Source organism: Tenacibaculum sp. MAR_2009_124 (genome assembly GCF_900105455.1).
Lineage (GTDB): Bacteria > Bacteroidota > Bacteroidia > Flavobacteriales > Flavobacteriaceae > Polaribacter.
Genome location: NZ_FNSF01000003.1, coordinates 169,556 through 193,407 on the forward strand (window position 1 = coordinate 169,556; position 23,852 = coordinate 193,407).

A 23,852-nucleotide genomic window follows, 5' to 3' on the forward strand; every position below is an offset into this window, starting at 1 on the left:
CAATTGTAATTTATAGTAAGCCTTAATTTTACCATAAATTACAATTGACTGTTTCTCTAAAAACTATTCAACTTTAATGTGTAAAAATTTCCTTTAATTGTTTGATTACGTTTCCATTCCCTGATACCGTAATTTCACCAATTTTATCAGCAATTTTCTCCACATATTCCATCTCCTTTAATTTGAACAACATTTCGTTGTTTTCCATTAATTTAGCAGTATTCAACAAGCTTCTTGTTGAAGCTGTTTCTTCTCTTCGGGTAATAATATTAGCCTGAGCTTTTTTCTGAGCTACTAAAACTTGATTCATGATCTCTTTCATTTCACCAGTTAAAATAACATCTCTAATTCCACAGTTTAACACTTTAACACCTAGAGCAGTTGCTTTATCTTGAACTTCATTAAATACTGAGGTCGCAATATCTTCTTTCTTTTCTAACAACTCATCTAAAGTATATCCACCAACATAAGCTCTTAAAATTAATTGCATAGCAATATATAACTGCTTTTCATAGTCTTTATTCACTAACAACGCTTTTTCAACATCAACAACCTTATATTGAGTATAGAAGTTTATTCTAATGTTTGCTTTGTCTTTTGTTAACAATTCCTGACCTGAAATCTCCAATTGTAATTGACGCATATCAACTTTTACTAACTTAATCGTGGTGTCATTTCTCCAGTATCTGTAAACACCACCCGTTAAGGTTTTTTCGTAAACATCATTGATAAGCAATACAGCTTTTTCATAAGCTGCTACTTCAAAAACTCTAATATTTTTGTTTACCTCAAAATTGTTAAACAAAGTCTTGTCCATATTCTTTGGCATTTCAATTTCTGAAGTATCAAATAACTCTATCTTTCTGTTCACTAAACCTTTCCAGAAAACATACCTACCTGCATACAAAACTCTTTTAAAGTTGTTGTTTTCATAAACAAAAGCCAATTGGCCATCTTTTACTTCAACCACTTCTATCAGTGTTGCCAAATATTCATCTTTAAGTAAAATCTCTAAAGCTATTGGAGCGTAAAAATCTCTAGTTAAATCATACATTTTTACTTCATGATTAAACCCTAACCAATACACACCTTGTGTAATTACCTTAAGATAATCACCATTTTTGAACACCAATCCAACATATCCTTGGTTAATTCTTACTCTTTTCATTTGTTTTAATTTTAGTTATACTTCTCCTTTATCAATTTTTAAATTGAATTTTTAATCTTTTTTATTATAAAAGCATTGAATGTCCATGCTTATCAGCATACGGAAATACTAAGTCTTTGAAGTAATATCGAAATTGTTTCTCAAATGGATTATCATTCTTTTTCTGAACAATAATTGATTTGCAAACATCAAACGTATTTCATTCAAACAGTTTACTATTTCAAGGTATTTTGATAAGTGTTTTTTAATCATTCTAACGAAAACAAAGAATAAACTCTTGGTATCATCTTGTGATTTAAAAACTCATGTAACACCCATTACTTTTATCATCAGTTTTAAAAGATGATGCGCTTTTCAAAAATAAACCTACGTTATGAGCGTAGTGCTCTACCCAACTGAGCCACACAGCCTAGTTTTGGTAGCTGTGACAGGATTCGAACCTGTGCAAAAAAATACAGACGTGAAAGGTCTGTGAGTTAAAGGATTTTCACTCCTTCGCATTCGACCGCTCTGCCATCCTAATTTCTCAGGAGTGGGATTCGAACCCACGAACTCTAATCTATTGCTCTAACCAACTGAGCTACTTCCCCTTTTTTCTTATTTACTTTGCGGGGAAGATGGGATTCGAACCCATGACACATAGAACTTGTGACTGTTTTTTGGCTAACAATCAAAACCTTCAAGTAAAGTTGCACATAAAACACTAATACATTACTGCAAGGTTTTATACAATGGTGCTATACAGAAACACGCAACAAGACTCGCTTGATATTTTAACTTCATTATAAATGATGACTTTTTCTTTTACTTTGTTTTTCTTTTGCAATCCTCCCGCTTTTAACGGCGTTCTTTTTCAATTACATTACAAATATTTCATACTATTACGCAGTGTTTTTGCGCAACTATAAATTCTTTATTTTTTATATCAGCTCAAGTGAAATCATGCGTTATCAAACAACATAATTTTGTATCGAGAAGATTTTAAATTCCAATTATTAACTTGTTCTCAATACAATTTTTACTCCGTTCCATTCCATAAAAACCACTCGAACTGATAGTGAATCCTTGGCTATCGCCCTGCGATTAAACAACCTTATCTGCACAAGAAGAACTTGCAAAGGCATGTGGCTTTGCTTTAAATTCAAACCCCATTCCTAAAATGTAACCCATAGCATCTTTTAAAGCCACATTCGATTGAAACTTAGGGTCTGTGTTAATATCCGCATGTACTTCCAATCCTACATTATAGCCATCAAGTAAATCACATATTGCATACGCCACTTCCACAGACATCGTTACTTCCTTTAGCATACGCTCTTTAAGAGATACCTTTTTGGGTCCTTTATGATTTCTAATAAACATAAAACCTCCTTTTCCTTCTCTTAAAACAACAATTGCTGTTGCATACTCTACATACGATTTGTAAGCCTGAGAATCAGAACCCACACAAACTTTTAAACGATATCCTTCTTTTTGTTCTTTAGAGATGGCTTTTTCTAGCACCTCAACAATAGAACCTTCGAATACTTTTCCACTAAAATTTCTCCATTTTTGTTCCACAATTTCTACTTTTTTTCATTTACTTTTTTTGGGTGACTTCGGGATTCGAACCCTGTTCTTCTCAACCACAACGAGACGTTTTACCAAATAAACTAAAGCCACCATATGTAAACCTGATAGGATTTGAACCATACAACAAGAGTCAAAGTCTTGTATGCTAACCATTACATCACAGGTTTAATTGTACAGGAAGAGAGACTCGAACTCTCAAGATTCTGATTACAATACCATTTCCAACTTAATATTACTCATGAAAAATTGATCTTTTCCGTTTACACTTCAAAATAAAAAGAAGTTATAACTGAGGCTATGCCTTAATTTTCTTTTTTGTCTAAACAAAAAATATCTGCTTTTTATTTGTGGAATATTAAATCAGAACTGGTATAAGTCAGACGCGTATACCATTTCCGCAATTCCTGCAATTGTTGAGGCGTTGGGATTCGAACCCAAGACTCCCGTGTTAAAAGCACGGTACTCTACCAGCTGAGTTATACCTTAATTTAAAGACTCAGAACAGTACAATTCTTTTTACAACCATGCGATTTGTATTATCCCAAGTCTTTAAACACACTCCTTTCTAGTTTTAGTCTGGGAAGCAGGATTAGTTCATTGTTCTTTTTTATTTCCATTTCGGTGTTCATGAATACTTCGTATTTCGAACCTACAACCTTTCCGATATACGGAATAAACAACCAATCGCTATCTTCCCTGTTTTATAATCAACTTTGCAATTATCAGTTGCCGTCAATAATTGACCATCAACAATTGTTTATTGATTATATATTAGCGGTTCATACGAGAATCGAACTCGTATCTCCCGAGAGACAGTCGGGAAGGATAACCATTACCCCAATGAACCTTTTTCAGTTTTACAATGATCAATTATCAGTGTTCATTATTTATTGACCATTGTTCACTAATAATTGAATAATGATCATTGAGACAAGGATGAGGATCGAACTCATAAAAAACGGAGTTGCAGTCCGCCGCCTTAACCATTCAGCCACCTTGTCCTTTTTGTACGTAAAAGAATCATCTCTTACAATGACGATTTAAATCAAGTGAGTTAGCAATCTTCCCAATATTTCCATAACTCATAGCATAAAAAAAAGCATCTCTTGTAAGGAGATGCTTTGTATCTTTCATAAGAATATATATTAATTTATATTCTCATAATCTATCTCCTTTTTATTAATGAATTGCGTACAATCTCCACAGAAAAGCAGCTCCTCTTTCGGCGAACTAAATTCTAAATAATATGCTATACTATGTTGTTTATACGATTTCATTATTTTACTATTTTAATAATTCTTTGTTTCTTTTTGACGATGCAAATATGAAATGTATTTTTTAATTACGCAAGAAAAATTTTAATTTATTTTACTGATTAACAGGTGTTTAATTTAAATACTAGACAATAAAATTCCTATCCGTTATCTCACGGATTTAGTTCCTATTTACAAAAGTCTGTCTCTCAATTGCTTTCAGTTTTTATTGTTTTATTTCTAATTAACCTCTACTAACATTTTTCTATTTTATTTAACTATCTCGATGTACGTATACCAACGAGTTATATCTTTTGAAACAATCGCCGAGATTCATTATCTGGCCATGATTTTGCGATAAAAAAAGCGTCCTAAACAATTAGGACGATCGTATTACTATCATTCATTTGATTATTTTACATACGTTAAGCTTCCTTTTTATTTTTGAGGCTCCAATCTAAAATTTTCGCAATATTCCTTGCATCATCTATCCCACGGTGGTGAGTTCCTTCTAATTCAAAATTTAGAATATGCAATGCTCCATTCATTCCTACTTTCTTAGAAAGTCCTTTTACTTCGGAAAAGAGTACTTTAACATTGATATGTTCTTGAGACATGGGATACTCAACATTCCTGATTTTACATTGCTTCTTTAGCATATTCAAGTCATAATACCCATAACTAGCCCATACATATTCCTTTGGATTGTATTCATTTCTCAATTGATTACATGCTTCTAAAAAAGAAACTCCTTCTTTATCTAAAAGCTCCTGTGTTATTGTAGTAAGTTCTGTACAAAACGGACTTACTTCAGATCGTTCTGGTTTGATTAATATTCCTTTATTTTTAGATATTTCACCAGACTCCGTATTTAACACACAAATACCAATTTCTATGATTTCATTTACTTGTCCGGATGGAATTTTCCCATCCCAACAAGTAGCTTCTAAGTCTATAATTATTATTTTATTCTTATTCATTTTTTTCTATTCAAAAAGTTTAATAAAACTATCTTTTTCAAGTACATCTAAAGAAAAATCATGAGTAGCTTCTTCTTTATTTGTTACTATTTCTGCTCCCAACATTTCAACAATCATTTTAAATGATAATGGATTTTTCCATTGTTGATATAATGCTTTTGTAGCCAAATTTGACACCTCTGAATTTCCTGAAACTCGCGCATGTCCAGCTCCAAAATTCAACAATACAAACGATTGTTTTTCTTCTCCTTTCATTGGAATACCCAAAACCTTTTGTTTCTTGCTTTCTGGTAATAACATTCCCAAAACAGTTTGATGCTGTACAGAACTACATTTTATTTCAGCAAATAACTCATTAGGATCCATCATGTAATTTTTATTGATGTTACTTCCTTTACCAATTACAATTTTATATTCACAATCTACCTTTCCTGAATATACATTGCTATTCACAAATGTTGGAGCGTTTAAACCATTCGCTGCATATAAATACTCCACTGCTCCTTTTGGTGCAGATGTGATATCACCAGAATATAATAGGCTTCCATTATTTTGCTTGTAGCTTGCATCCCAACCAACTTTTCCTCCAATGTTTAAACCAGATAAATCCAAATCGCTCGCTCCCCATTCGTTTTTCCAATAAATACCTACGGCTAATTTCTCTCCGAAAAACTTTGTTCCCGTTGGAATGTTTCCAACATTCATTTTCTCAGAAGTAGGTAACGCGTACTCAACATCCGCTGGTATGTAAATTTTAGTATCTTCCAAATTGAATTTTGTTTTCATATAGCTCAAGATAAAATCGTAATTCATCTCACTTGCATACGAAATAGCACCTGGCTTAACCCACGATTTTCCGTTTCTTACTCTATACAAAAAGGTATCTTGTCCATTTTTTCTGATATAGCAAGCACTCAACGCTTTGAATAAAGCAAAAGGAGTTGCGTTATCTAACCAATGAATATCATTTTCAGTTAATAAAGAAAATGTTACTTCATTTAATGGATTTGAAACCATTGGCTTATGAAACTTTTTCGACAGCTTACTTATTTTATTGATTGTTTTTGGTGCTCTATTTTTATAGGCTAAAAACAAAGGCTTAAATCGATTGAAAATTTCAGCTAGCTTTTCTAATCCATATTTATTGAATGCCATTGAAGGATTATACGAGCTATTTTTTATCGCTTCAATTAACTCTTCATTTTTAATAAGCAATGTTGAATCGGTTGTTCTATAAATAATGTATCGGAAAAACTCCACAACATTTTCTGGATATACATGATACAAATCTGCTATTTTAACAACAGCTTCTTTATTTCTGATGTTTTCTTTCCCCGTAAACTCATACTCCAATTCATCTACCAATATTGATAATAAATCATTTATTGTTTCTTCTTTTAAAGCAATTCCCGATTGAAGTAATGACATACATTTTTGAGTCATTTCTTCTTTGGTATATGCTTTAATAACTTTGTATATTAACTTTACTTCTGGAATATCAACAACTTCTGAAGGAATGTAAATTTCGCTTGTAAAATTACTTCCGTAAGTTGATATATAATGTTGAATTTGATCAACATACAATTCAACTCTAGAACTAGACTTAATTTTGTTCCATGATTTATGGAAGGTTTTGTTTAAGTCGTTTCCAGTTAATCGTTCTTTTTCGTAGTATGTTGTAATAGTATCTTTAGCCCATAAAGCATTCTTTTCGATAATAAATCCACCTGTTGACACATAAGGATTTTCATTTGATACCGTTTTTTTTGCTATTACCGCGTTAAACAATTTTAATGTTCTCATTTTTCATATTTTTTAATAAGTGAGGCGTATTTTTCAAATTGTATAGGAACACCTTTTACCTATTTGTTTTAAAAAAGACGAAGAGTAAAAATGACCAAACATGCCCCGGAGTCGAACCGGATTAATAGGAACTCTTTTTGTCTTTTCCTGACGGAAAGTAATTTCTGTGAATGAATTATAGGAACTTTCTTTGTCAGTATTTTTCGTGACTCAGACAGGACTCGAACCTGCAACCTCCGGACCCCGAAGTCTTTTTATAGGAACTATTGTTGCCTTTTCATAGCGAATAGTAGATATCGGCGCTCTATCCATTTGAGCTACTGAGTCTGTTTAAACCAATGGAAAGTATTTTAGTTAAAAAAAATCTTTATTGGTTTAGAAGTTCGGGCAGGAATCGAACCTGCGACACACAGTTTTTATTTTCATAGGAACTATTGTTGCTTTTTCATAGCGAATAGTGTTGTCTGTTGCTCTAACCACTGAGCTACCGAACTTTTACATTTCAATGAACTTTTTTAAGTGCCTCACCACAATCTTTGTTATGATGAGGCCTTTTTTTTCAATTACAATGCAAATATTTCACACTATTACGCAATGTTTTTGCGTAACTAAAAATATTTACTTCTTTTTTTTCTTTTTACACTTTTTTGACTTTTCTTTTTTCTTTTTCGGAATCTTCCCCTTTATACGTTCTTCCTCTTTTTCAACACAATACAAATAATCACTATTATATGTTTGTATTCTAGCCTTTTTCAGTATTGCCAGAGCTTTCTTGTACTTTTTCTTTTGCTCAAATAGATTTGCTTTAGCTACATATAAAACAGCCTTATCAGATCCTTTTACTGTTAATGCAAAATCAATTAAGCGTTTCGCTTCTTCCAAATCTTCATTACATAATAACGTATGTATGTAATGTGGATAAATTTCAATGGCATTCACATTTTCAGCCAATGCCTCTTGATAAATACTTTTCGCTTTTTCATAGTCTTTAAGTATTTCTGCTTGAATTCGTCCTGATAGTAATAAAGCCGTGCTATTCTTATCGTCATAAGACAATGCATAGTTTAATGCTTCAACTGTTTCTTCTAAATCATATGGATATGCATCCAATGCCTTGAAAATATAATTGTTTACTAATGTTGCCATTGTTCTTTTCTTTTGTTATTGAACTTACTTTTTTGGAGACCTCACAGGTTTTAAAAACCTGTGAGGTTTGGAAAAGACTGTTCTTATTTTTTAGACAGTTCTCGATACAATTTTTCTTCGTTTCTCTGTGAAAAATCACTCGAACTGACAATTCTTTTACTGTAGTCCTCTTCGTAAATCATTTTTTAATTGATTTCGTTTCGAACTATACTTTTTTGATTCTTTTTGTTTTTTAAAATCCGTTCCAATAAAAACCTTTACGGGATTCCCTCTTTCTAAAGTCAAATGATTTCCCCATTGCTGTTTATCACTTTCCTTTAGTTTTTCAGAATAACATTCATTCACTTTGGCTTTTAATCGCTCAACAGCTATTTTTCTGTTTTGATGCTGCGAACGACTATCCGACACCAGTACCTGAACTCCTGTAGGTTTATGCTTTGCTCGTATTGCAGAGCTTACTTTATTTACATGTTGCCCTCCAGGTCCAGAACTTCGAATGGCTTGGAATTCAATATCCATATAAGCAAAGGATTCACTTTGTATTCCAGATAATTCAAAACAACCAATAAACCAATTCTTTCGTTTATGATGTTTTCGGAATTGAGAAACTCCTATCCATTGGATGGTGCCTAACCAATTATTTAAATATTGATTGAGATCTTTACTTTTTAGTTGTATAAGAACCGACTGCACTGTTCCATTTTCGATACCATTCTCTTTTTGAATGATTTCATATGTTATGTTTTTACTTTGTATTTCTTTTAAAAATATCTTTAACACTTTCGCGACTACCCAAGCGCATTCGGCAGGACCTTTCGCTGCTGTTATTTGTATAATTTTTGTTTGCATGTTATCTATAAGGAATATCCTTATGGGATTTTAGACAACAATGGATTTCCGATTAAATTTTTACCATTTACTAGTAACTCAAACGCTTTTTTTACTGCCCAGCAATTACCACTGGCGTGAATATTACTCACTAAGTGAGATTTAAAATACTCAACATTATAGCTTAACCCTTTTAATGGCTTTATTAAAGAGTTTTCACTGATGCTAAAGGTCAATTATAAAAACCTAAGAGTGTTTTTGGAGCTACTAAAGTCCAATTATTGACCTCAATAGTTTCTATATTCTTCGCTTCAAAAAAATCTATAGTTACTTTATATTGTTTTCCATTGGGTAACCAATCTATTTTTTCATAACGTCTGAAATTCTCGTTGCTCGGTAAATGGTCATATCTTGTCCATACTTTCTCAAAATCATTTTCTTGTAATAATAGCATTACTTGAGCTACATTTTCAGGATGAACGAAAATATCAATGTCTTTATGATCATGAGCATGTTTGTATTCTATGTGGTTTTCTTCTGACATAAAATGCCATGCCCAACCTCCTGAGACAATAATCCATTGTTGTACTATTTTTAATATTTCTAGGCCTTTGTCTATTTTATATTGCGGCCATATTTCTCCGTATCTTTTTGTGTTGTGTTCTCTTTTCATTTTTTATGTTTTTATGTTTTTATAATGAACTTGTTTAAACTTTTTCTATTTGCTAAAAAATTGCTGTTTTCAGCCCTGTAATTGTCTTTTCTTCTTTCCGTAGCCCTGCTATGCAATTCAAAAAAGCCTTCAACAATACTTAAAACTTCTAATTTTCGCTTAAACACAAAAAACTTAAACAAGTTCAATTTCTTTTTTATTATTCTTTGTTGAGGTACTAGCTTAATTCCATTCGGTTTCTTGGTATGTAACCTGGTCCGCTACAACCACAAGAATGGTATGATATTCCTAATTCTATCAAGTCTTTAAGAAACTTCCATTTTTTCACATCAGTTTTTCTTGGTATCTCACAATCTTTGCCCACATTTGTCATAATGGATCTACAGTTTGGACAATGAGAAACTGTTTCTTTTTGGTCCTTTTCCCCACTAAAGTCAACTAACAACCTTCTCTTAAATCCCTTTTGACACTTAAAACAGACAAAGTGTGATTTGTACACATGTTCGGCATATCTACACATAACTTCACTTTTTAATTAATGGTTACTTCAATAACAGTTCTCGATACAATTTTTATACGTTTCTCTAAGAAAAATCACTCGAACTGACAACTTAGTAATCCTTTTTACCCAGTCATTTCGAAGAAGCCACGGCGACTGAGAAATCCATCTTACTCAAGGTATATTTCTCTACATCTACTATTGGTTTATAATCGTATACTGTTAAGGGGTTTAAACCCCTTGATGAACTAACGATCCATTCGAACAATTTTCGGAGTAAAGGTTCCTAATACTTCTACTAACTCTTGTTGGTTGCCCATTACTTTTTTAATGTTTTTATAAGCCATTGGTGCTTCATCTACCCCTCCACCAATAAGTGTTACTCCGTTCATTTTCAACTGATGTTTGATATCACTTTTGGTAAACTTCTCTTTACACTTTCTTCGAGAATGCTTTCTTCCTGCTCCATGCGATGCCGAAAACAAACTATCTTCATTTCCCAGTCCTCTAACAATAAAACCTGGAGCTACCATAGATCCTGGAATAATTCCTAAGGCTCCTTTTCCTGCTGGAGTTGCTCCCTTGCGATGAACAATATGTTCTTCGCCATTAATGGTTTCTTTCCAAGCGAAATTGTGATGATTCTCAATAGTCGCAATTGATTTACTTCCCAATAGTTTACCTATTCTTTTATGAATATTATCGTGACATGCCTTTGCATAATCTCCAGCCAAATTCATAGCTAACCAATATTCTTGTCCGTCGTGCGTATTTAAATCTAACCAAGCCAAATGCTGTACGTTCTTTGGAAGTGGACACTGCTTGCTAGCCAAATAACTATAGTGTTTTGCAATGTTAGCCCCCAAGCCTCTGCTCCCACTATGGGTTAATAAGCCAACATATTGTCCAACGGGCACCTTAAATTCGTTATTCTCTTCTGTTATATCAACAGTTCCAAATTCAACAAAATGATTACCTCCTCCTGAGGTTCCTAATTGATTATATGCCTTTATCTTTAATTTTTTCAACAAAGGGATGTCCTGAAATGCCGCATTTTCAAATATTTCATGATCATGTTTTTGGCGGTGTGTTTCATACATTCCAAATTTTGTATGTTCTTTTAGTATATTCTCCAGTTGATGTTGTTTACCTTTTAGATAACTCGCCTTCATTGGATAAATACTTAAACTCATCCGACAACCAATATCCAAACCTACTCCATAAGGAATTACCGCATTATCTGTGGCTAAAACACCACCAATAGGTAATCCGTATCCTGAATGTGCATCTGGCATTAAAGCCCCTGCTTTCGCTATTGGTAATTTTAATGCGTCATATAATTGAAACTTCGCTTGCTCATCAATTTCATTTTCACCATAAATACTAAATGGAGCACGAGTGTTCCTTAATTTGTGCATTTGAACCTCAACGGGTTTTATCAATCCTTCAACAACCTTTCCCCAGATAGCATTGCCTTCAAATTTTTCTGGATTCAACAATACCTCCTTTGCTTCTTCTAAAATGCGATCTTTCTTTTCTTTTTTTCTATATCTATGTATTTGCCCTAAAGCAATATTTATACTATTGTTTTGTGGAAACCCTAATTTGATTAGATCTTTTCCTTTTAACTTCTTTCCCATGATATTTCTTCTTTTATCAGTTTCTCAATTGAATAATGTTTGATTCTCTTCATTTGAGATTTTACTTTTCTTCGTGTTCTTTTTAATTCAGTTTTGTCGTAATACTTCCAATTGTAGATTTTCCTAGTAATTTCATAATATCCACTTCTTAAAAGTTTACTTTCCAAAAAGCTATCTTCACTTAATAAGTCAGGATCAATCCTTTTTGAATGTGTTACATAAGCCCTTGTAAATTTTATTCGATAAGCTCCTTTCGGAATTCTTACGTAAAATCTTAGCTTTAGTTTTTTAGCTTCATTCCTATAATAGAATGAAGTACACATAGCTTTAGCTGGCTCGCTTAGTTTATTAAATTGCTTTTTACTTATTGTTGGAAAATCTTTGTAAATCAAATACTTTGACACCCTATTTATCCATTTTCTCTCGGCTAATTCTTTTGTTCTTCCCCAATATGCTCTTTCAACTTGATTAAAAAGCTCTTCAATAGCCACACGATTTTTATAGCGTTCTATGTTTTGGGTAATTACAATTTCTTTAAACCATCCATGACGAATAGGTCTTTCCAGTTTTCGATATCCAAGATTTCTTAACTCTTTGTAAATTTCATATTGTCTTTTTAGAATACGACGCACTTCTTTAAGCCTAAAAGACTTTAAGTTTTGTGGTTTCAAAAAATACTTGTTTTACGATTTATTCCTGCTTCGGAATTTTAATCGATAACTTTTTGGAGTTACAGCAAAAAAAACCCGAAACTTTTAGGGCTTCGGATTACTTTGCATATATAATAAGTTACTATTTATAAGAAAAGTAATCACGAAGCGTCTGCTTTTTTGATCCTAGATCAGTATAACAGCTCTGTTGTTCTATATTAATTACAAACATTGGACTTCGTTATTAAAATTATTTTGTTGCGTTATTGCGATGCAAATATGTATACTTTTTTCTTAACCTGCAAATAAAAATAAATCTCAACTTACTGAAAATCAAACAAATAACTCTTTATTTATGCGATAGATTTCTACTCCGCTTTTTGCAGATCTTATAACACCTTGATTCTTCGATATGTATACTTTTCAATTACACTTGTCAATGTGGTTTTCAGGTTTTATTTTTTTTCATAAAAAAAGCGTCCAAAATTAATTTTGGACGCTTTTTGCTTTTTTATATTGTGAATTATTACCTAAAACCTACCCCACAAAAGCGCATTTGAGCGTCCTGATATGTTTGTTTTAGTATTGTCATAGGTATAATTTTACGTTGTTTTTTACTTTAATGAACGGCAAATATGGTTAATTTTCTTAAAAATTCCCAAATATTTTATAGAATATTATGGTTTGTTAGGTTCATAAAATGAATTATACAACTATAATAAATAGGAAGTAATTATATTTGCACCAAAAAAATAGCTGCATTAGTATGACAAAAGAAAATTTGTTAGAGTCGAAATTAAAAAGACTAAAAATTTCCTATTCCAGAGAGAACAATAAAATTGTAATTGGCAAACCTAAAATGGATTACCCCATATTTTTTGGGTTAATTGTGTTTCCTGCAATTTTAGGTATAGCTTTACTAGTCTTCTTGTTATCCGATTCTTCCTCTCCTTATGGAATTACCAATGGAAAAGTAATTGGTGCTTTAATTTTACTTTTTGGAACTGCTTTCTTCAATATTTCTAGAATGCGAGCAAAATCGCAATCCAATCAAAATTTAAAAATATTATTGAACAATTCAATACAAATAAAAAGCAGTACTAAAGAAGTGAGGTTAGATAGTACCAATTCGAAACGTTTTGAACCCAGAATTAAGGAAGTTCAAGATGATGTTTTAGAGGGAACTCTAGTGTTAATCGATAAATCTAATAACGAGTATCAAATTTTAGGTTTTGATTCTGAAAATGAACACTATTTAAAGGATGATCTAAAATGGTTCTTAGATTATTTCACTGATTACTTAGAACTAAATAAAAACAATTAAATCAATTTAAATTACTATGAAAACATTTTACACACTTTGTCTTCTACTACTTTCTCTTCAGGTAGTCGGACAATCGACGTCACTCAAAGCTACAGAAACAAAGCCATTTAAGGATAAAGTAAAAGCCTATGAAATTACCTCTATTTTTACTTCGGAATCAGGTGAAACCATTATTGCTAGAAATGGAAGAAAAAAATTCTTGTTTGATGTCTTTAATAATAATTCTGACAAGATATTTTCAGAAGTTATTAAAAGTAGTAGAAAGGAAAAACACGTTGGAGAATTATTCTATAATAACAAACTTAACTTTTTTACAGTTTATGCTCCTAAAAAAGATGAACGAATTCTATTTTGTCATACTATAGATTTGAACAAAAAATCTTATTCTAAAAAAACGATATTCGAAACAACTGTTGAGAAAAAACAGAGCTTATTTGGTTCAAGAAAAAATCATAATACGAGTTTTGCTTTATCTCCAAATGGTAATTTCTTTGCGATTGCTACAGATAATATTAGAAAGAATAAGAATTCCTATACTATAAGGGTTTTCAATGTAACATCTAATAACTTAGTTTATAAAACTGCTTATCAAGAAAGTAGCGACAGATCATTTACTCACAATGATCTATATATTGATGATAACGCAAATGTTTATTCTTTGGGAAAGCTTTATGTTAAGAATCATAAATCAAAAAAACATCAAAAGAAAACCAATTACCAATTCGTACTAAATAAAATTACGAAAGAAGGAAACACTGAATTATTAATTGATTTAGATACAGAACATATTAGGTCTCTAAGAATTATTCCTAATGAGAATAGCATACAACTGACTGGGTTTTATTCTGAAATAAATGAAAGCAGAATTAAAGGAGCCTGCAATTTTATGGTGAATACTACCGAGTTTAAATTAGACAATAAGAAAGCTCAAGTTTTACCAAAACAAGTTTATGACGATTTATATAATTACAGGGCAGCGAAAAGAAAAAAGAAGAAAAACAAAGAACTAAGTAATTTCGAAATAGACCATGTTTTAACTGACAGTAAAGGAAATACTTATTTAATCGCTGAAGAGTTTTACATAACGCAAGCCTATGTTCATAATGGTACTATGGGCGGTTATTGGGTAACTACTTATCATTATGATGACATTTTAATTCTAAAAAACACAAAAGATGGTAATTTAGAATGGGGAAGAAGTATTTTTAAAAGAGCTACAGCTCCTTCTTATAATGCTTTTATAAAAAATGACAAGCTTCATGTTATCCTTAATTCAGGGAAACATTTATTAAAGAAAAAAGACGGGAGAACCAAAGTATCGAGAGGTTGGTTCGAATCTACCTCACTGTACGATATTGAATATTCAGAAAATGGAGATGTTTCCTACAATAAAATACAAGATAACAGATCCAATACTTACTATTCGCCATACTTCGGGACTTACGACATCGAAAGATTCATTATGATAAGCACGAACGGTACTAAGAAAAGGTTTATGATCTTGGAGTAAATACCATTTAAGGTATTATCTATTTCCTGCGAAATTTACCTTGGTCCTACTGCGATAAAAGAAAACCAAGAATCTTCTCTAACATTCTCGCCTTCGTTGTCATGTGTTACTACAACTACTCTTGAATTAGAAAGAAATATAATGTTTACAACATTATCTTCATAGTTATTAAGAGCATTGAGATCGCCTGGCGTGAATGTTACTGATGGTACACCTGTAAAAGGATTCGAAAAATCAATTTGATATCTTGAACTCGTTAATTTTGTAACTGTAAAACCTGTTCCTTGAGCAATTGTACCGTTTGCATTTACATTGCCTCGTATCAATTTCAGATCTTCATTAATAAAACTTCCTAAACCGATGGGAAGCCATTCCGTTCCGGTGTATTTATAAAGTTTATTGTCAGTAGAATTGTAAATAAAACTTCCTTGATTGGGAGTTACAACACTATTCATCTCAGTATTGCTTAAAACGGGGATGGCCATAATTGAATTTGCTTCAATTTGAGCTATACTCAGCCATGTATAACAAAGGAAAAAACACAGGAGGAATTTTCTAATCATATAATTATTTATGTTTAGATTATCTATTAATTAAACTATGTAGTAGCTGTGTTTTGTTTGGGTGCGGCAAATATATAATAAAAAACAGTTTAATTAAAGTGCTTTTTTTATCAATTTCTTGTTAATTCTGTCTTTTTTTCAACAAATACACAAAAACTAATCATTGATCTCAAGTGGTTCTACAAAACCAATAAATTCGAGATTGGAAAGTTTCCAACGAGCACCATGTCCACTAGAAATGCGCACCTCATAAACCAATTCATGTTTATAATGATAGTAAACATTCCACCAAGTTTTATTGAAAAGTAAGTTCTTTACTACTTCTCTTGCCCTTTCTTCTTTTTGATTCGGATTTCCTTCGATTTTTCCCCAGAAAGAGTTTTCTACTCTTTCCGAATGCTTCTCACATGCTCTCAATCCTTTTGACAATTGTTTATTATAAGGCTTAAACGTCTTCTTAAAAACTTCGTCATCAATTGGAGGAATTCCTTGTTCATTTTTAACAGAAGCTGGTGTAATTCGCTGTCCAAGAACTACAAGAACGTCATTAATTGGAATGAGCTTTAGTTTCTCAAGAATTAAATCGATATCCTTTTCTTCATTGAAAAAATGAAATTTCTCAAAAATCTCCTTACGATCAACTTTTAGTTCTTCAGAAAATCTTGGTTCCCTAAATTTCTCGATTGATAAATAGTCTCGTTGATATGACTGAACATTTTGTGCTAAAATTGTTACGTGTTCTTCTTTCAACTGAAGAAAATAGTGATTCATTTCCAACGCCAAAAGTTGTTTTTGAACTTCAATCAGTTTATTAAAAATATGATTCTCTCGCATAGTTATTTCTTTTTATTAGCAAGAAACTAAGTATGAATAAGTCTTTGGAATTAAATCTTCTATTAAATTATACCATGAATTTACTCTATCCAGTATCCAAGCGTCACTGGTAAGCACTACATCCTTGCTCTCAGCAATAACTTTGTCTGGATTGTTTTCAAGTAGTATCTCCCAATTCAAACCGTTTTCTTCAGCATAGGTATTTAATAAGGTTTTCATTCTACCACTATTCGAAACAGGTTTATCAAAAACCCATACTACTTTATTAATACTATTTTCAGAACAAAAGTCTTTCACTAAGTCAATTGCCTCTAACGTTTGATTTACTTTTTTATAAGTACCATGTAATCTAGATAAATCTCTATAGGCTCCGTCCTTTCCTTGAAATAAATACGCTTCAGACAACATGCTTTCCAATAAAATCAATTGATTAAAACCGTCAATAATAAGTGCTTGATTCTTTATTTCCTGTATTGATCTTTGTCTCGATTTTCTATTTTGAATGGCAGATTCACCAGCCGACATTCCTTTGATTGCCTGTTGTTGACGTTTGTTTAATTTGTAACGATTCCCAACCAATTCACAAGATGAAGCTTCTCCGTAACCTCTTTCTAGTAAGAAAGACATGTCATAAACAGCTTCTTTAATTTTTCGCTTCATAAACGACTCTCCAAACAAGTAATCGTCTCGACCTTCTTTTCCTCTATTTTTTGGCATAAATATTAAAATCTTAAAAAATCAATCCTACTGTACAAAGCCCCCAAATTGGGATAAGACAAAAAAACAAACCCTTGGTTAAATACCCCTGTTATTGGTTTTACTACTAAGCGAGAATACCTATAATATTCTTTTATAGATCCTCCGAAATCTAATTTATAAATTATACATGCTCCTTCTTCCTTAGAATCCCAGCTGTCAGTATTTTGATCAAAAAAATACCATTCTCGATTTTTCAGAGTGAAGCCTGTAAAATAAATTTCTTTTCCTTCGATCTCTTTATTGTCAATAAAAAATAATCTTTGGGATGAAAAATCAATCAAGTTCAATTGAATAACCGAGAAGCCTTCACCTAATTCTTTATCATAATAGGCCATAAATAGAATTGTATTCTCATCCTGCTTTACAAAGGCTTTATTTTCTAAGAAGTTTACAATACTTTTATTTTCTTGTGAATTATATTTAAAAACTACCTTTCCATTATAATCAAAAACAACGATCTGTGCATCACCAAATTCTGATCCGTTGTCAAACATTGAATCCCCGTAGGACGCAATAACATATTCATTAGTAACGACAATTTCTAGGATACAATCAATAAAAAAAGAGCTTTCAATTGTTCCTCTATTATTAATAATCCAACAATTATCCATTCCAGAACCTCCATCCTTATCAATTAGTAAAAAGCGTTCTTCTGAAGTAATTTTAATAACCGGGGTTGTTATTTGATTTAAACCTTTTATTTTGATTTTTTTATTATTTCTAAATACTTTGGCTTCTTCATCAATATAAATGACATCTCCATTAGAGTTGTAATCCACACCGAGTATTTTTGAATCATGAATTATTATATCCAAATTCATCTTTTATACCAAATTATAAAATTTACTCCTTAACGCAACCAAAAGTCTATTTATGAAAACGACATCTGGTTTTTCAGGAAGTTCCGAATCCTGATATAAAACTTCAAGTTTATTTTTAATACTTTCGGCTTTATCTACCAAAAAGTCATAATCAAATTTCCCTTGTTTTATTGCCAACAGATAATCTCGATCATTTCTTCGAACCTTTATTTCACCATCTCGACCTATTTCTTCTGCCATATGTAACAACCTGATCGTATGCATCATGTTCTTAGAATCATAATTTTTTGCATGCGATATGTTATTCTGATAACGATCTTGATTTCTATTTTTAACCCATAACCAATATTCTTTATACTTTTTACAGTAAGAAGAATATCCTTCCAAATTAAAATATAGAAGTCCTATCGGTTGTTCTTCTCTAGGAATATTGCTTACAGAAACCTCATTTGCTTGTTCTCTTGCAATTCCTCTATAGCCAAGCCTTTCATTGTAAAATAAATTATAACAGTTTTTCATATTTGGAATCTTTGCTAAACCACAATACTCATTATTTAAATCATGATTTTGCAGGAAGTCTTTTAAATGAATAGACTCTTTTTCATCTCGAACCACACAAAAATCCAATACTGTCTTCCTTTCCTTTTCCATTGGATTCACAATCTTTTTATTCAATCCTCTTGCTTTTTTTATTTGTGTAAAAGCATAATTCGCAAATGTATTTTTACAGAGTTTAGATAAAAAACACCTTTGTTCTATTTCATCATACAAAGGGTGCTTATACAAAATACAATCCTCAGGAGTATTTAACATTTCTAATATGTTTGGATTATTTTTTGCACACAATTCGATAAACTTTTTGAGTTCATAGTAAACAATATCGTTCGTTTCATTATTTACCTGACCAACATATTCTAAAGAATAAAATTGATCTTTAGGTAAAATAAAGACTCCTTTTATATCAGTATCGGAAGTAGGTGTTTGTAATCCATACGCCCTACTTCCGCTAATACATTCGAAAATTATACTCCCCGATTCTTTAAGTTCCTTTATTGTCATCTTTTACAATTTTTAAAAATAATTGATTAAACAACTCTTTATTAGGTTTGATATTTTCTAAGCCCTCTTTTAATGAATTGTTCTCGATTGTAATATCCTTTACCAATTCCAATAAATCCTCATCAACGCTCACATTGCTCTTCTCCTCGCTGGAACTCTTCAGTAAAATTAGTTCGTCTAATTTTTTCTGATATTTGACTTCAATTAATGGATAAAGCTCCTTGAATTCAACTGGAGGAATTGTTCTTTTTTTAGCAATCCAGTTTGCGCACAGCGCAGTACGAATGGCATAGAAATAACTCTTGATGGTCATTTCATTTGTTCCAAGCTTTTCTTCAAAGCCCCTATTCATACTATGATAATGATAAAATCCAGAAACTGGATTAAAACTGGCATGAGCAAGTGTTTGAATTTCCTTTAAAAACTTTTCATTTGCATAATAGACCATTGGAGAAAACAACCACCCTAAAAAAGAAGCGTTTGATTTAGCTAATAATTGCAATGCTTTTTTTACATCCTAACCAGAACCATCCAAATCATCTTCTGTCATAAATTCAATGGTATCTTTTTGTTCCCACAGGTTGAGATACCAATCTTTTTTATGCTTGTAAACAAAACGTATGTCGTAATCGGAATCAGGAGAAGCAAAGCCCCAAGCTCTACTTCCTGATTCTACTGCAAATAGTATTTCAATATTTTTTTCTTTTTCTAATTGCCTTAATTTTTCTAAGATTCTATTTTTCATAATATCAATTTAAGTTACCATAATCGCTTTAACGAAACTTTACTCATATTAACTCCTATAAATTTAGAAGTCCAACAATCTGCAATTAGAACCCCTATCTCGTTATTACAATTTACACATACTTGATTCAATTTATCAAATTCACTCGGACCACAACATCCTTGAAGTCTGATTGATTCCGAATGATTTTTAAGTATTATGCTTTTTGAATTAATTAGATACTCGATTGGAATACCAAAATTATATTCAACTTTAGAAGCTTCTATAAACTTACCTTCTTGTAACAACTCTTCCTCATCAATGTAACTAAGTTCATCTATTTCCGATTTCAACAGTACTTTAGGTGTCAATAAATCATTACAATTTTTACAACATAATTTCATTTTAATTTCTATTTTTTCTTCTTTTATTTCTCCAAGGAGCATTCTTTTGCCAATCTCCCGCCATAATACATCCATAAGGCATTACCTCATCAATTACCTTTCCTAAACCAAACTCTTCCATTTGATTTCTAACAGTTTCGGCATTTTTATATGCTGAAGGTAGTTCCGTAATATCAATCTCTTTTGAAAAGAATCTTACATCTAAACCTTGTGTTTCTTCTTCGAAAATTTCTTCAAAGGTTCCTGTTTTACTTTTTCTATGTTGCGTTCTACTTACATTTCTTCCAGCTCCATGAGGAGCAAAACCTAAATTTGATGCCGTTGATTCTCCTTCAACAATCAATACTGGTTCACTCATATTCAAAGGAATTAATCTAGGTCCAGTAATATCAGGCATAAATTTAGGATTCAAAGGAGTTGCTCCTTTTGCATGATAGAATAAATCACCATCTTTAAAGACAAAATTATGTTCATTCCAGAATCTATTTTCTTTTTCAATTCCTAGCTTTTCCAAAGTTGCATCATGTAAAACCTCATGATTCAATTTTGTCCATTTCCTTATAATTTGTAATGCTTCCCAATAATTTTTTCCTTCTTCAGTATCAAATGGAATCCATGCATTTTGTTTCAATGTTTGTGGAGACAACTCTTTTCTAAATTGTTCTGCAATATGCATTCCTCTCGAATACAAATTTGCCCCAAAACCTCTACTCCCATGATGTGTAACCATCATTGTATTTCCTGTTTTCTTTGATTTCCCCACAAATAAAAAATGATTTCCATCTCCTTGGGTTCCTAAATGACTTCTCGCAGCAGAAATACATTTTTGAGTATTCAAAAAAGGATTCGCCTCAATTTCTTCCAATAAATCCATAGGAAATCTAAATTGATTCTCTCTTGAACGTCCTCCAGGTCCAAAATGTGTAATACTATGTGCTGCGTTTAAAACATCTTCAGGATTGGTATTTCCAAAGTCCGTTAACATCACCGAACAACAGATATCAGCACTATGCATTCCTGGGTGAATTGCATTTTTAGCAACTACTACCCCTCCAACTGGAATTGTACCTTCTGACCCCGTAGGACAAGAATCCGGCATAATTGCCCCTCCAACTAGTGTAGGGGTTTTCATAAGGGTTTTCATTGTTTTAACAACTTTACTCACATTATCTTCCTCCAACCCATTCTCTGCCTTTATATTTATTGAAAAATTAGCAGGGTTTTCAAGTAACTCTATTTCAGGAGTTGGACGAAATTGTTCTAGATATTGTAAAATTTGTTCTTCATTGAACTCATTTGAATTCACATACTCAATAGCTTCAGGAATCCATTTTCCTGGCTTAAATCCCATTTCGATTAGCATTTTCCCATTAATTTTCATTTTTCTAAATTTTAAATTTAAACTCTATTTTACTTTTCTTTTTATAGCATTTTTCCCACTTGGACGACATGATTTTTAACAATCACATTGCAAATGTTAGATGTAATTACGCAATGATTTTGCGTATTAAATATATTTTTTATTAATTTTATTTTTTCAGGAAAGTTTATCGCATAAAAAAAGTGCTTGACAGCACTACTTACAAGGTAAAATTTCAATTACTTTACCATATACATTTTTTGTCCATCCGTTTAGATGTCCACGATTATTGCCTATAAGCAATCCCCGTTTTTCATTTTTGCCTTTTACTAAATGAGTAAAACAATTTCCTCTAACCTTACAAAAAACAATATCACCTGTTTCACAATCTTGCCAAGTTACTGGTTTCAACTTTACAGGTTGTTTGGATTTTAATATAGGTAACATTGAGTTACCTGGTTCTTTAGAGACAATAGTTTCTCCATTTAATAGCTTTTGAATTTTCCAATTCATAATCATAGTATTTAAATTAAACATAAATTCAAAGACTATTCAATATGTATTGAGTAAAAGGTCTTATTAATGAAGCAAATATATACTTAAAATTAATATTGACCTAATCACATAAAAAAAGAGCATAATGCTCTTTTTTTACTTGGTTAGTTGAAATTTCCTCTCTCTCAAAGCTTCCTCTCGAAAAGACTCCGCTAATTTACCTCCATCAATATGATTCCATCCTGGAGGTTTAAAAATGTATTTTAATTTATCAAGAAAGGTTGGAGCCTTTACAATATCTCTCCAAAGTTCTCGCCATAAAATAGTTTGAATTTGCCAAAAGTTTTCGCCATCAATAGTATCATCCATAATGCCGTACTCCATTTTCTTGTCTGTAAATTCAGATTGAAAAGTTCCAAAGAGATGATCCCAAATAGAAAATGTTTCCCCATAGTTTCGATCGAGATATTCATGATCACTTGAATGATGAGCTCTATGCACCGAAGGAGTTATTAAAAGCCATTCGAGCCAACGCTGTTTTCCAACAAAGCTTTCATTAACATGCTCGTATACTCCATAAAATCTCCCAATGGTATGTACAATAAATACCATAAACGGATCAAATCCCAAAAGCGGTAGCCATATAAAATTAAGTGGAGTCCAAAGAATACCTAAAAAAGAACCTCTTACGGCAACGGTAAGTTTCATTTCTTTAGCCGTATGATGTACGCCATGAATGCACCAAAATAGCCGTACTCGATGTCCGAGGTAATGAAATACATAAAACATCAAATCATATAGTAAGAAACATGCTATCCATATATACCATTCATACCCTACAGTAAATAGTTTATATTCATAACACCACACCATAGTTCCGAAAATGAAGATTCTTCCTAAAAAGAAATATGGTATAGAGTCAATAATAAAGGAAAGGAGATTCACAAAACCTTCTTTATTACTTTCAAGTTTTTGGATTACTATCAAAGAAATCCATTCAATAGCAACCATGATTAGCAAAAGTATTCCCAAAGAACCTTCAAGATCTTGGTATACTTTAAGTAGTAATTCGTTCATTTTATTTTAATTAAGATTGGTTAAAAACAAAGCTAATTGTATTATTTTATTTTTCTACCCAATTTTATTATTTTCGATGTTAAAATTTGTTTAGTTTGAAACTACAGGAACGTTATCAATCATTAATGGCAAGCTATGATGCCTCAGAAAATATTATCGAAGATCTATGGAGTCCAATACATCAGTTTTACAGTAAAAAAGACAGAGCCTATCATAACTTAAATCATCTTCAGGAGCTCTTTAAATATCATGAGTTATACAAAGCACAACTAAGTTCACCTGACATAGTTTCCTTTTCTATATTTTATCATGATATCATCTATGATATTTGGAAAAAGGATAACGAAGAAAAGAGTGCTGAATTCGCTTTAAAAGAATTGCAAAAAATTCATTTACCCGATCATTTTTATAAGGAAATTAAAAATCAAATTTTAGCTACAAAAACGCATCAGGCAGAATCTTCGGATGCCAAATTTATGATTGACTTTGATCTTTCTATACTAGGTCAATCAAAAGAAATTTACGCTGGTTACACCAAAAAAATAAGAAAGGAGTATGGACTTATTCCTTCTATACTTTATAAAAAAGGAAGAAAAAAAGTTTTGGAGCATTTCTTAGCTAAAGAAAACATTTACAGCACAGTTCTTTTTAAAGATCTCTATGAAAAACAGGCTAGAGAAAATCTTGCTAATGAATTAAAAACCTTTTAA

21 protein-coding genes, 7 tRNA genes and 1 pseudogene are annotated in these 23,852 nt (G+C 31.7%); 3 read left to right on the top strand and 26 right to left on the bottom strand.

What is annotated here, in order from left to right; all coding sequences use genetic code 11:
* Window positions 1-73: 73 nt before the first annotated feature.
* The 16 genes from BLW23_RS10755 to BLW23_RS10815 all read right to left on the bottom strand — a co-directional run bounded on the left by BLW23_RS10755 (window position 74) and on the right by BLW23_RS10815 (window position 12,233).
* Window positions 74-1,168, bottom strand: coding sequence for a slipin family protein (locus BLW23_RS10755; RefSeq protein WP_093669685.1), 1,095 nt, complete (start codon window positions 1,166-1,168; stop codon window positions 74-76).
* Between the two features lie 1,083 nt (window positions 1,169-2,251).
* Complete coding sequence (locus BLW23_RS10760; protein WP_093669687.1) at window positions 2,252-2,728, bottom strand: ribonuclease H-like YkuK family protein; 477 nt, start codon at window positions 2,726-2,728, stop codon at window positions 2,252-2,254.
* A gap of 31 nt (window positions 2,729-2,759) precedes the next feature.
* Window positions 2,760-2,830, bottom strand: a tRNA-His gene (locus tag BLW23_RS10765).
* Window positions 2,831-2,836: 6 nt separating this feature from the next.
* Window positions 2,837-2,907 (bottom strand) — tRNA-Gln (locus tag BLW23_RS23190).
* Window positions 2,908-3,153: 246 nt separating this feature from the next.
* Window positions 3,154-3,226 (bottom strand) — tRNA-Lys (locus tag BLW23_RS10770).
* A 289-nt stretch (window positions 3,227-3,515) separates the two neighbouring features.
* A tRNA-Asp gene (locus tag BLW23_RS23195) sits at window positions 3,516-3,587 on the bottom strand.
* Window positions 3,588-3,668: 81 nt separating this feature from the next.
* Window positions 3,669-3,741, bottom strand: a tRNA-Cys gene (locus BLW23_RS10775).
* A 677-nt stretch (window positions 3,742-4,418) separates the two neighbouring features.
* Window positions 4,419-4,973, bottom strand: coding sequence for a 3'-5' exonuclease (locus BLW23_RS10780; protein WP_093669689.1), 555 nt, complete (start codon window positions 4,971-4,973; stop codon window positions 4,419-4,421).
* A 6-nt stretch (window positions 4,974-4,979) separates the two neighbouring features.
* Window positions 4,980-6,776 carry a hypothetical protein gene (locus BLW23_RS10785; protein WP_093669691.1) on the bottom strand — a complete coding sequence of 599 codons (1,797 nt, stop codon included), beginning with the start codon at window positions 6,774-6,776 and terminating at the stop codon, window positions 4,980-4,982.
* A gap of 206 nt (window positions 6,777-6,982) precedes the next feature.
* Window positions 6,983-7,103, bottom strand: a tRNA-OTHER gene (locus tag BLW23_RS23200).
* A 52-nt stretch (window positions 7,104-7,155) separates the two neighbouring features.
* Window positions 7,156-7,270, bottom strand: a tRNA-OTHER gene (locus tag BLW23_RS23205).
* Window positions 7,271-7,394: 124 nt separating this feature from the next.
* Window positions 7,395-7,922: a tetratricopeptide repeat protein gene (locus BLW23_RS10790; protein ID WP_093669693.1), complete on the bottom strand. Its 528-nt coding sequence runs from the start codon at window positions 7,920-7,922 to the stop codon at window positions 7,395-7,397.
* Between the two features lie 156 nt (window positions 7,923-8,078).
* Window positions 8,079-8,771: a peptide chain release factor H gene (gene prfH / locus BLW23_RS10795; protein ID WP_093669695.1), complete on the bottom strand. Its 693-nt coding sequence runs from the start codon at window positions 8,769-8,771 to the stop codon at window positions 8,079-8,081.
* A gap of 211 nt (window positions 8,772-8,982) precedes the next feature.
* Window positions 8,983-9,423 carry a hypothetical protein gene (locus BLW23_RS10800; protein ID WP_255362781.1) on the bottom strand — a complete coding sequence of 147 codons (441 nt, stop codon included), beginning with the start codon at window positions 9,421-9,423 and terminating at the stop codon, window positions 8,983-8,985.
* A gap of 747 nt (window positions 9,424-10,170) precedes the next feature.
* A complete protein-coding gene (locus tag BLW23_RS10810) occupies window positions 10,171-11,562 on the bottom strand; it encodes an RtcB family protein (RefSeq protein WP_093669699.1) in 1,392 nt (463 codons plus the stop codon).
* Complete coding sequence (locus BLW23_RS10815; protein ID WP_143032146.1) at window positions 11,547-12,233, bottom strand: hypothetical protein; 687 nt, start codon at window positions 12,231-12,233, stop codon at window positions 11,547-11,549. Before BLW23_RS10815 ends, BLW23_RS10810 begins: the two co-directional genes overlap by 16 nt.
* A 745-nt stretch (window positions 12,234-12,978) precedes the next feature.
* On the opposite strand from BLW23_RS10815, the gene BLW23_RS10820 reads away from it, so the two are divergent.
* A complete protein-coding gene (locus BLW23_RS10820) occupies window positions 12,979-13,536 on the top strand; it encodes a hypothetical protein (RefSeq protein WP_093669703.1) in 558 nt (185 codons plus the stop codon).
* A gap of 16 nt (window positions 13,537-13,552) precedes the next feature.
* Window positions 13,553-15,046, top strand: coding sequence for a hypothetical protein (locus BLW23_RS10825; RefSeq protein WP_093669705.1), 1,494 nt, complete (start codon window positions 13,553-13,555; stop codon window positions 15,044-15,046).
* A gap of 35 nt (window positions 15,047-15,081) precedes the next feature.
* Here the strand turns inward: BLW23_RS10825 and BLW23_RS10830 are convergent, their stop codons facing one another.
* The 10 genes and pseudogenes from BLW23_RS10830 to BLW23_RS10880 all read right to left on the bottom strand — a co-directional run bounded on the left by BLW23_RS10830 (window position 15,082) and on the right by BLW23_RS10880 (window position 23,142).
* Complete coding sequence (locus BLW23_RS10830; RefSeq protein WP_143032147.1) at window positions 15,082-15,609, bottom strand: hypothetical protein; 528 nt, start codon at window positions 15,607-15,609, stop codon at window positions 15,082-15,084.
* 156 nt (window positions 15,610-15,765) lie between these two features.
* Window positions 15,766-16,443, bottom strand: coding sequence for a hypothetical protein (locus BLW23_RS10835; protein ID WP_093669709.1), 678 nt, complete (start codon window positions 16,441-16,443; stop codon window positions 15,766-15,768).
* Between the two features lie 15 nt (window positions 16,444-16,458).
* Window positions 16,459-17,160 carry a DUF434 domain-containing protein gene (locus tag BLW23_RS10840; RefSeq protein WP_093669711.1) on the bottom strand — a complete coding sequence of 234 codons (702 nt, stop codon included), beginning with the start codon at window positions 17,158-17,160 and terminating at the stop codon, window positions 16,459-16,461.
* Window positions 17,161-17,165: 5 nt separating this feature from the next.
* Entirely contained in the window at window positions 17,166-18,023 is an 858-nt protein-coding gene (locus tag BLW23_RS10845) for a hypothetical protein (RefSeq protein ID WP_093669712.1), read from the bottom strand.
* A 3-nt stretch (window positions 18,024-18,026) separates the two neighbouring features.
* Window positions 18,027-19,082 (bottom strand): nucleotidyltransferase domain-containing protein, encoded by a 1,056-nt coding sequence (locus BLW23_RS10850; protein ID WP_093669714.1) that lies wholly within the window; start codon window positions 19,080-19,082, stop codon window positions 18,027-18,029.
* Window positions 19,063-19,827, bottom strand: a pseudogene (locus BLW23_RS10855) (DNA polymerase beta superfamily protein). Before BLW23_RS10855 ends, BLW23_RS10850 begins: the two are co-directional and overlap by 20 nt.
* A gap of 14 nt (window positions 19,828-19,841) precedes the next feature.
* Window positions 19,842-20,252: a hypothetical protein gene (locus BLW23_RS10865; RefSeq protein ID WP_093669720.1), complete on the bottom strand. Its 411-nt coding sequence runs from the start codon at window positions 20,250-20,252 to the stop codon at window positions 19,842-19,844.
* Window positions 20,212-21,591, bottom strand: a complete 1,380-nt coding sequence (locus BLW23_RS10870; protein ID WP_093669722.1) for an RtcB family protein — start codon at window positions 21,589-21,591, stop codon at window positions 20,212-20,214. Before BLW23_RS10870 ends, BLW23_RS10865 begins: the two co-directional genes overlap by 41 nt.
* 195 nt (window positions 21,592-21,786) lie before the next feature.
* Window positions 21,787-22,083, bottom strand: coding sequence for a hypothetical protein (locus BLW23_RS10875; protein WP_218134046.1), 297 nt, complete (start codon window positions 22,081-22,083; stop codon window positions 21,787-21,789).
* A gap of 138 nt (window positions 22,084-22,221) precedes the next feature.
* Window positions 22,222-23,142 carry a sterol desaturase family protein gene (locus BLW23_RS10880; protein ID WP_093669724.1) on the bottom strand — a complete coding sequence of 307 codons (921 nt, stop codon included), beginning with the start codon at window positions 23,140-23,142 and terminating at the stop codon, window positions 22,222-22,224.
* Between the two features lie 95 nt (window positions 23,143-23,237).
* Here BLW23_RS10880 and BLW23_RS10885 point away from each other — a divergent pair, with 95 nt between their 5' ends.
* Entirely contained in the window at window positions 23,238-23,852 is a 615-nt protein-coding gene (locus BLW23_RS10885) for an HD domain-containing protein (protein ID WP_143032148.1), read from the top strand.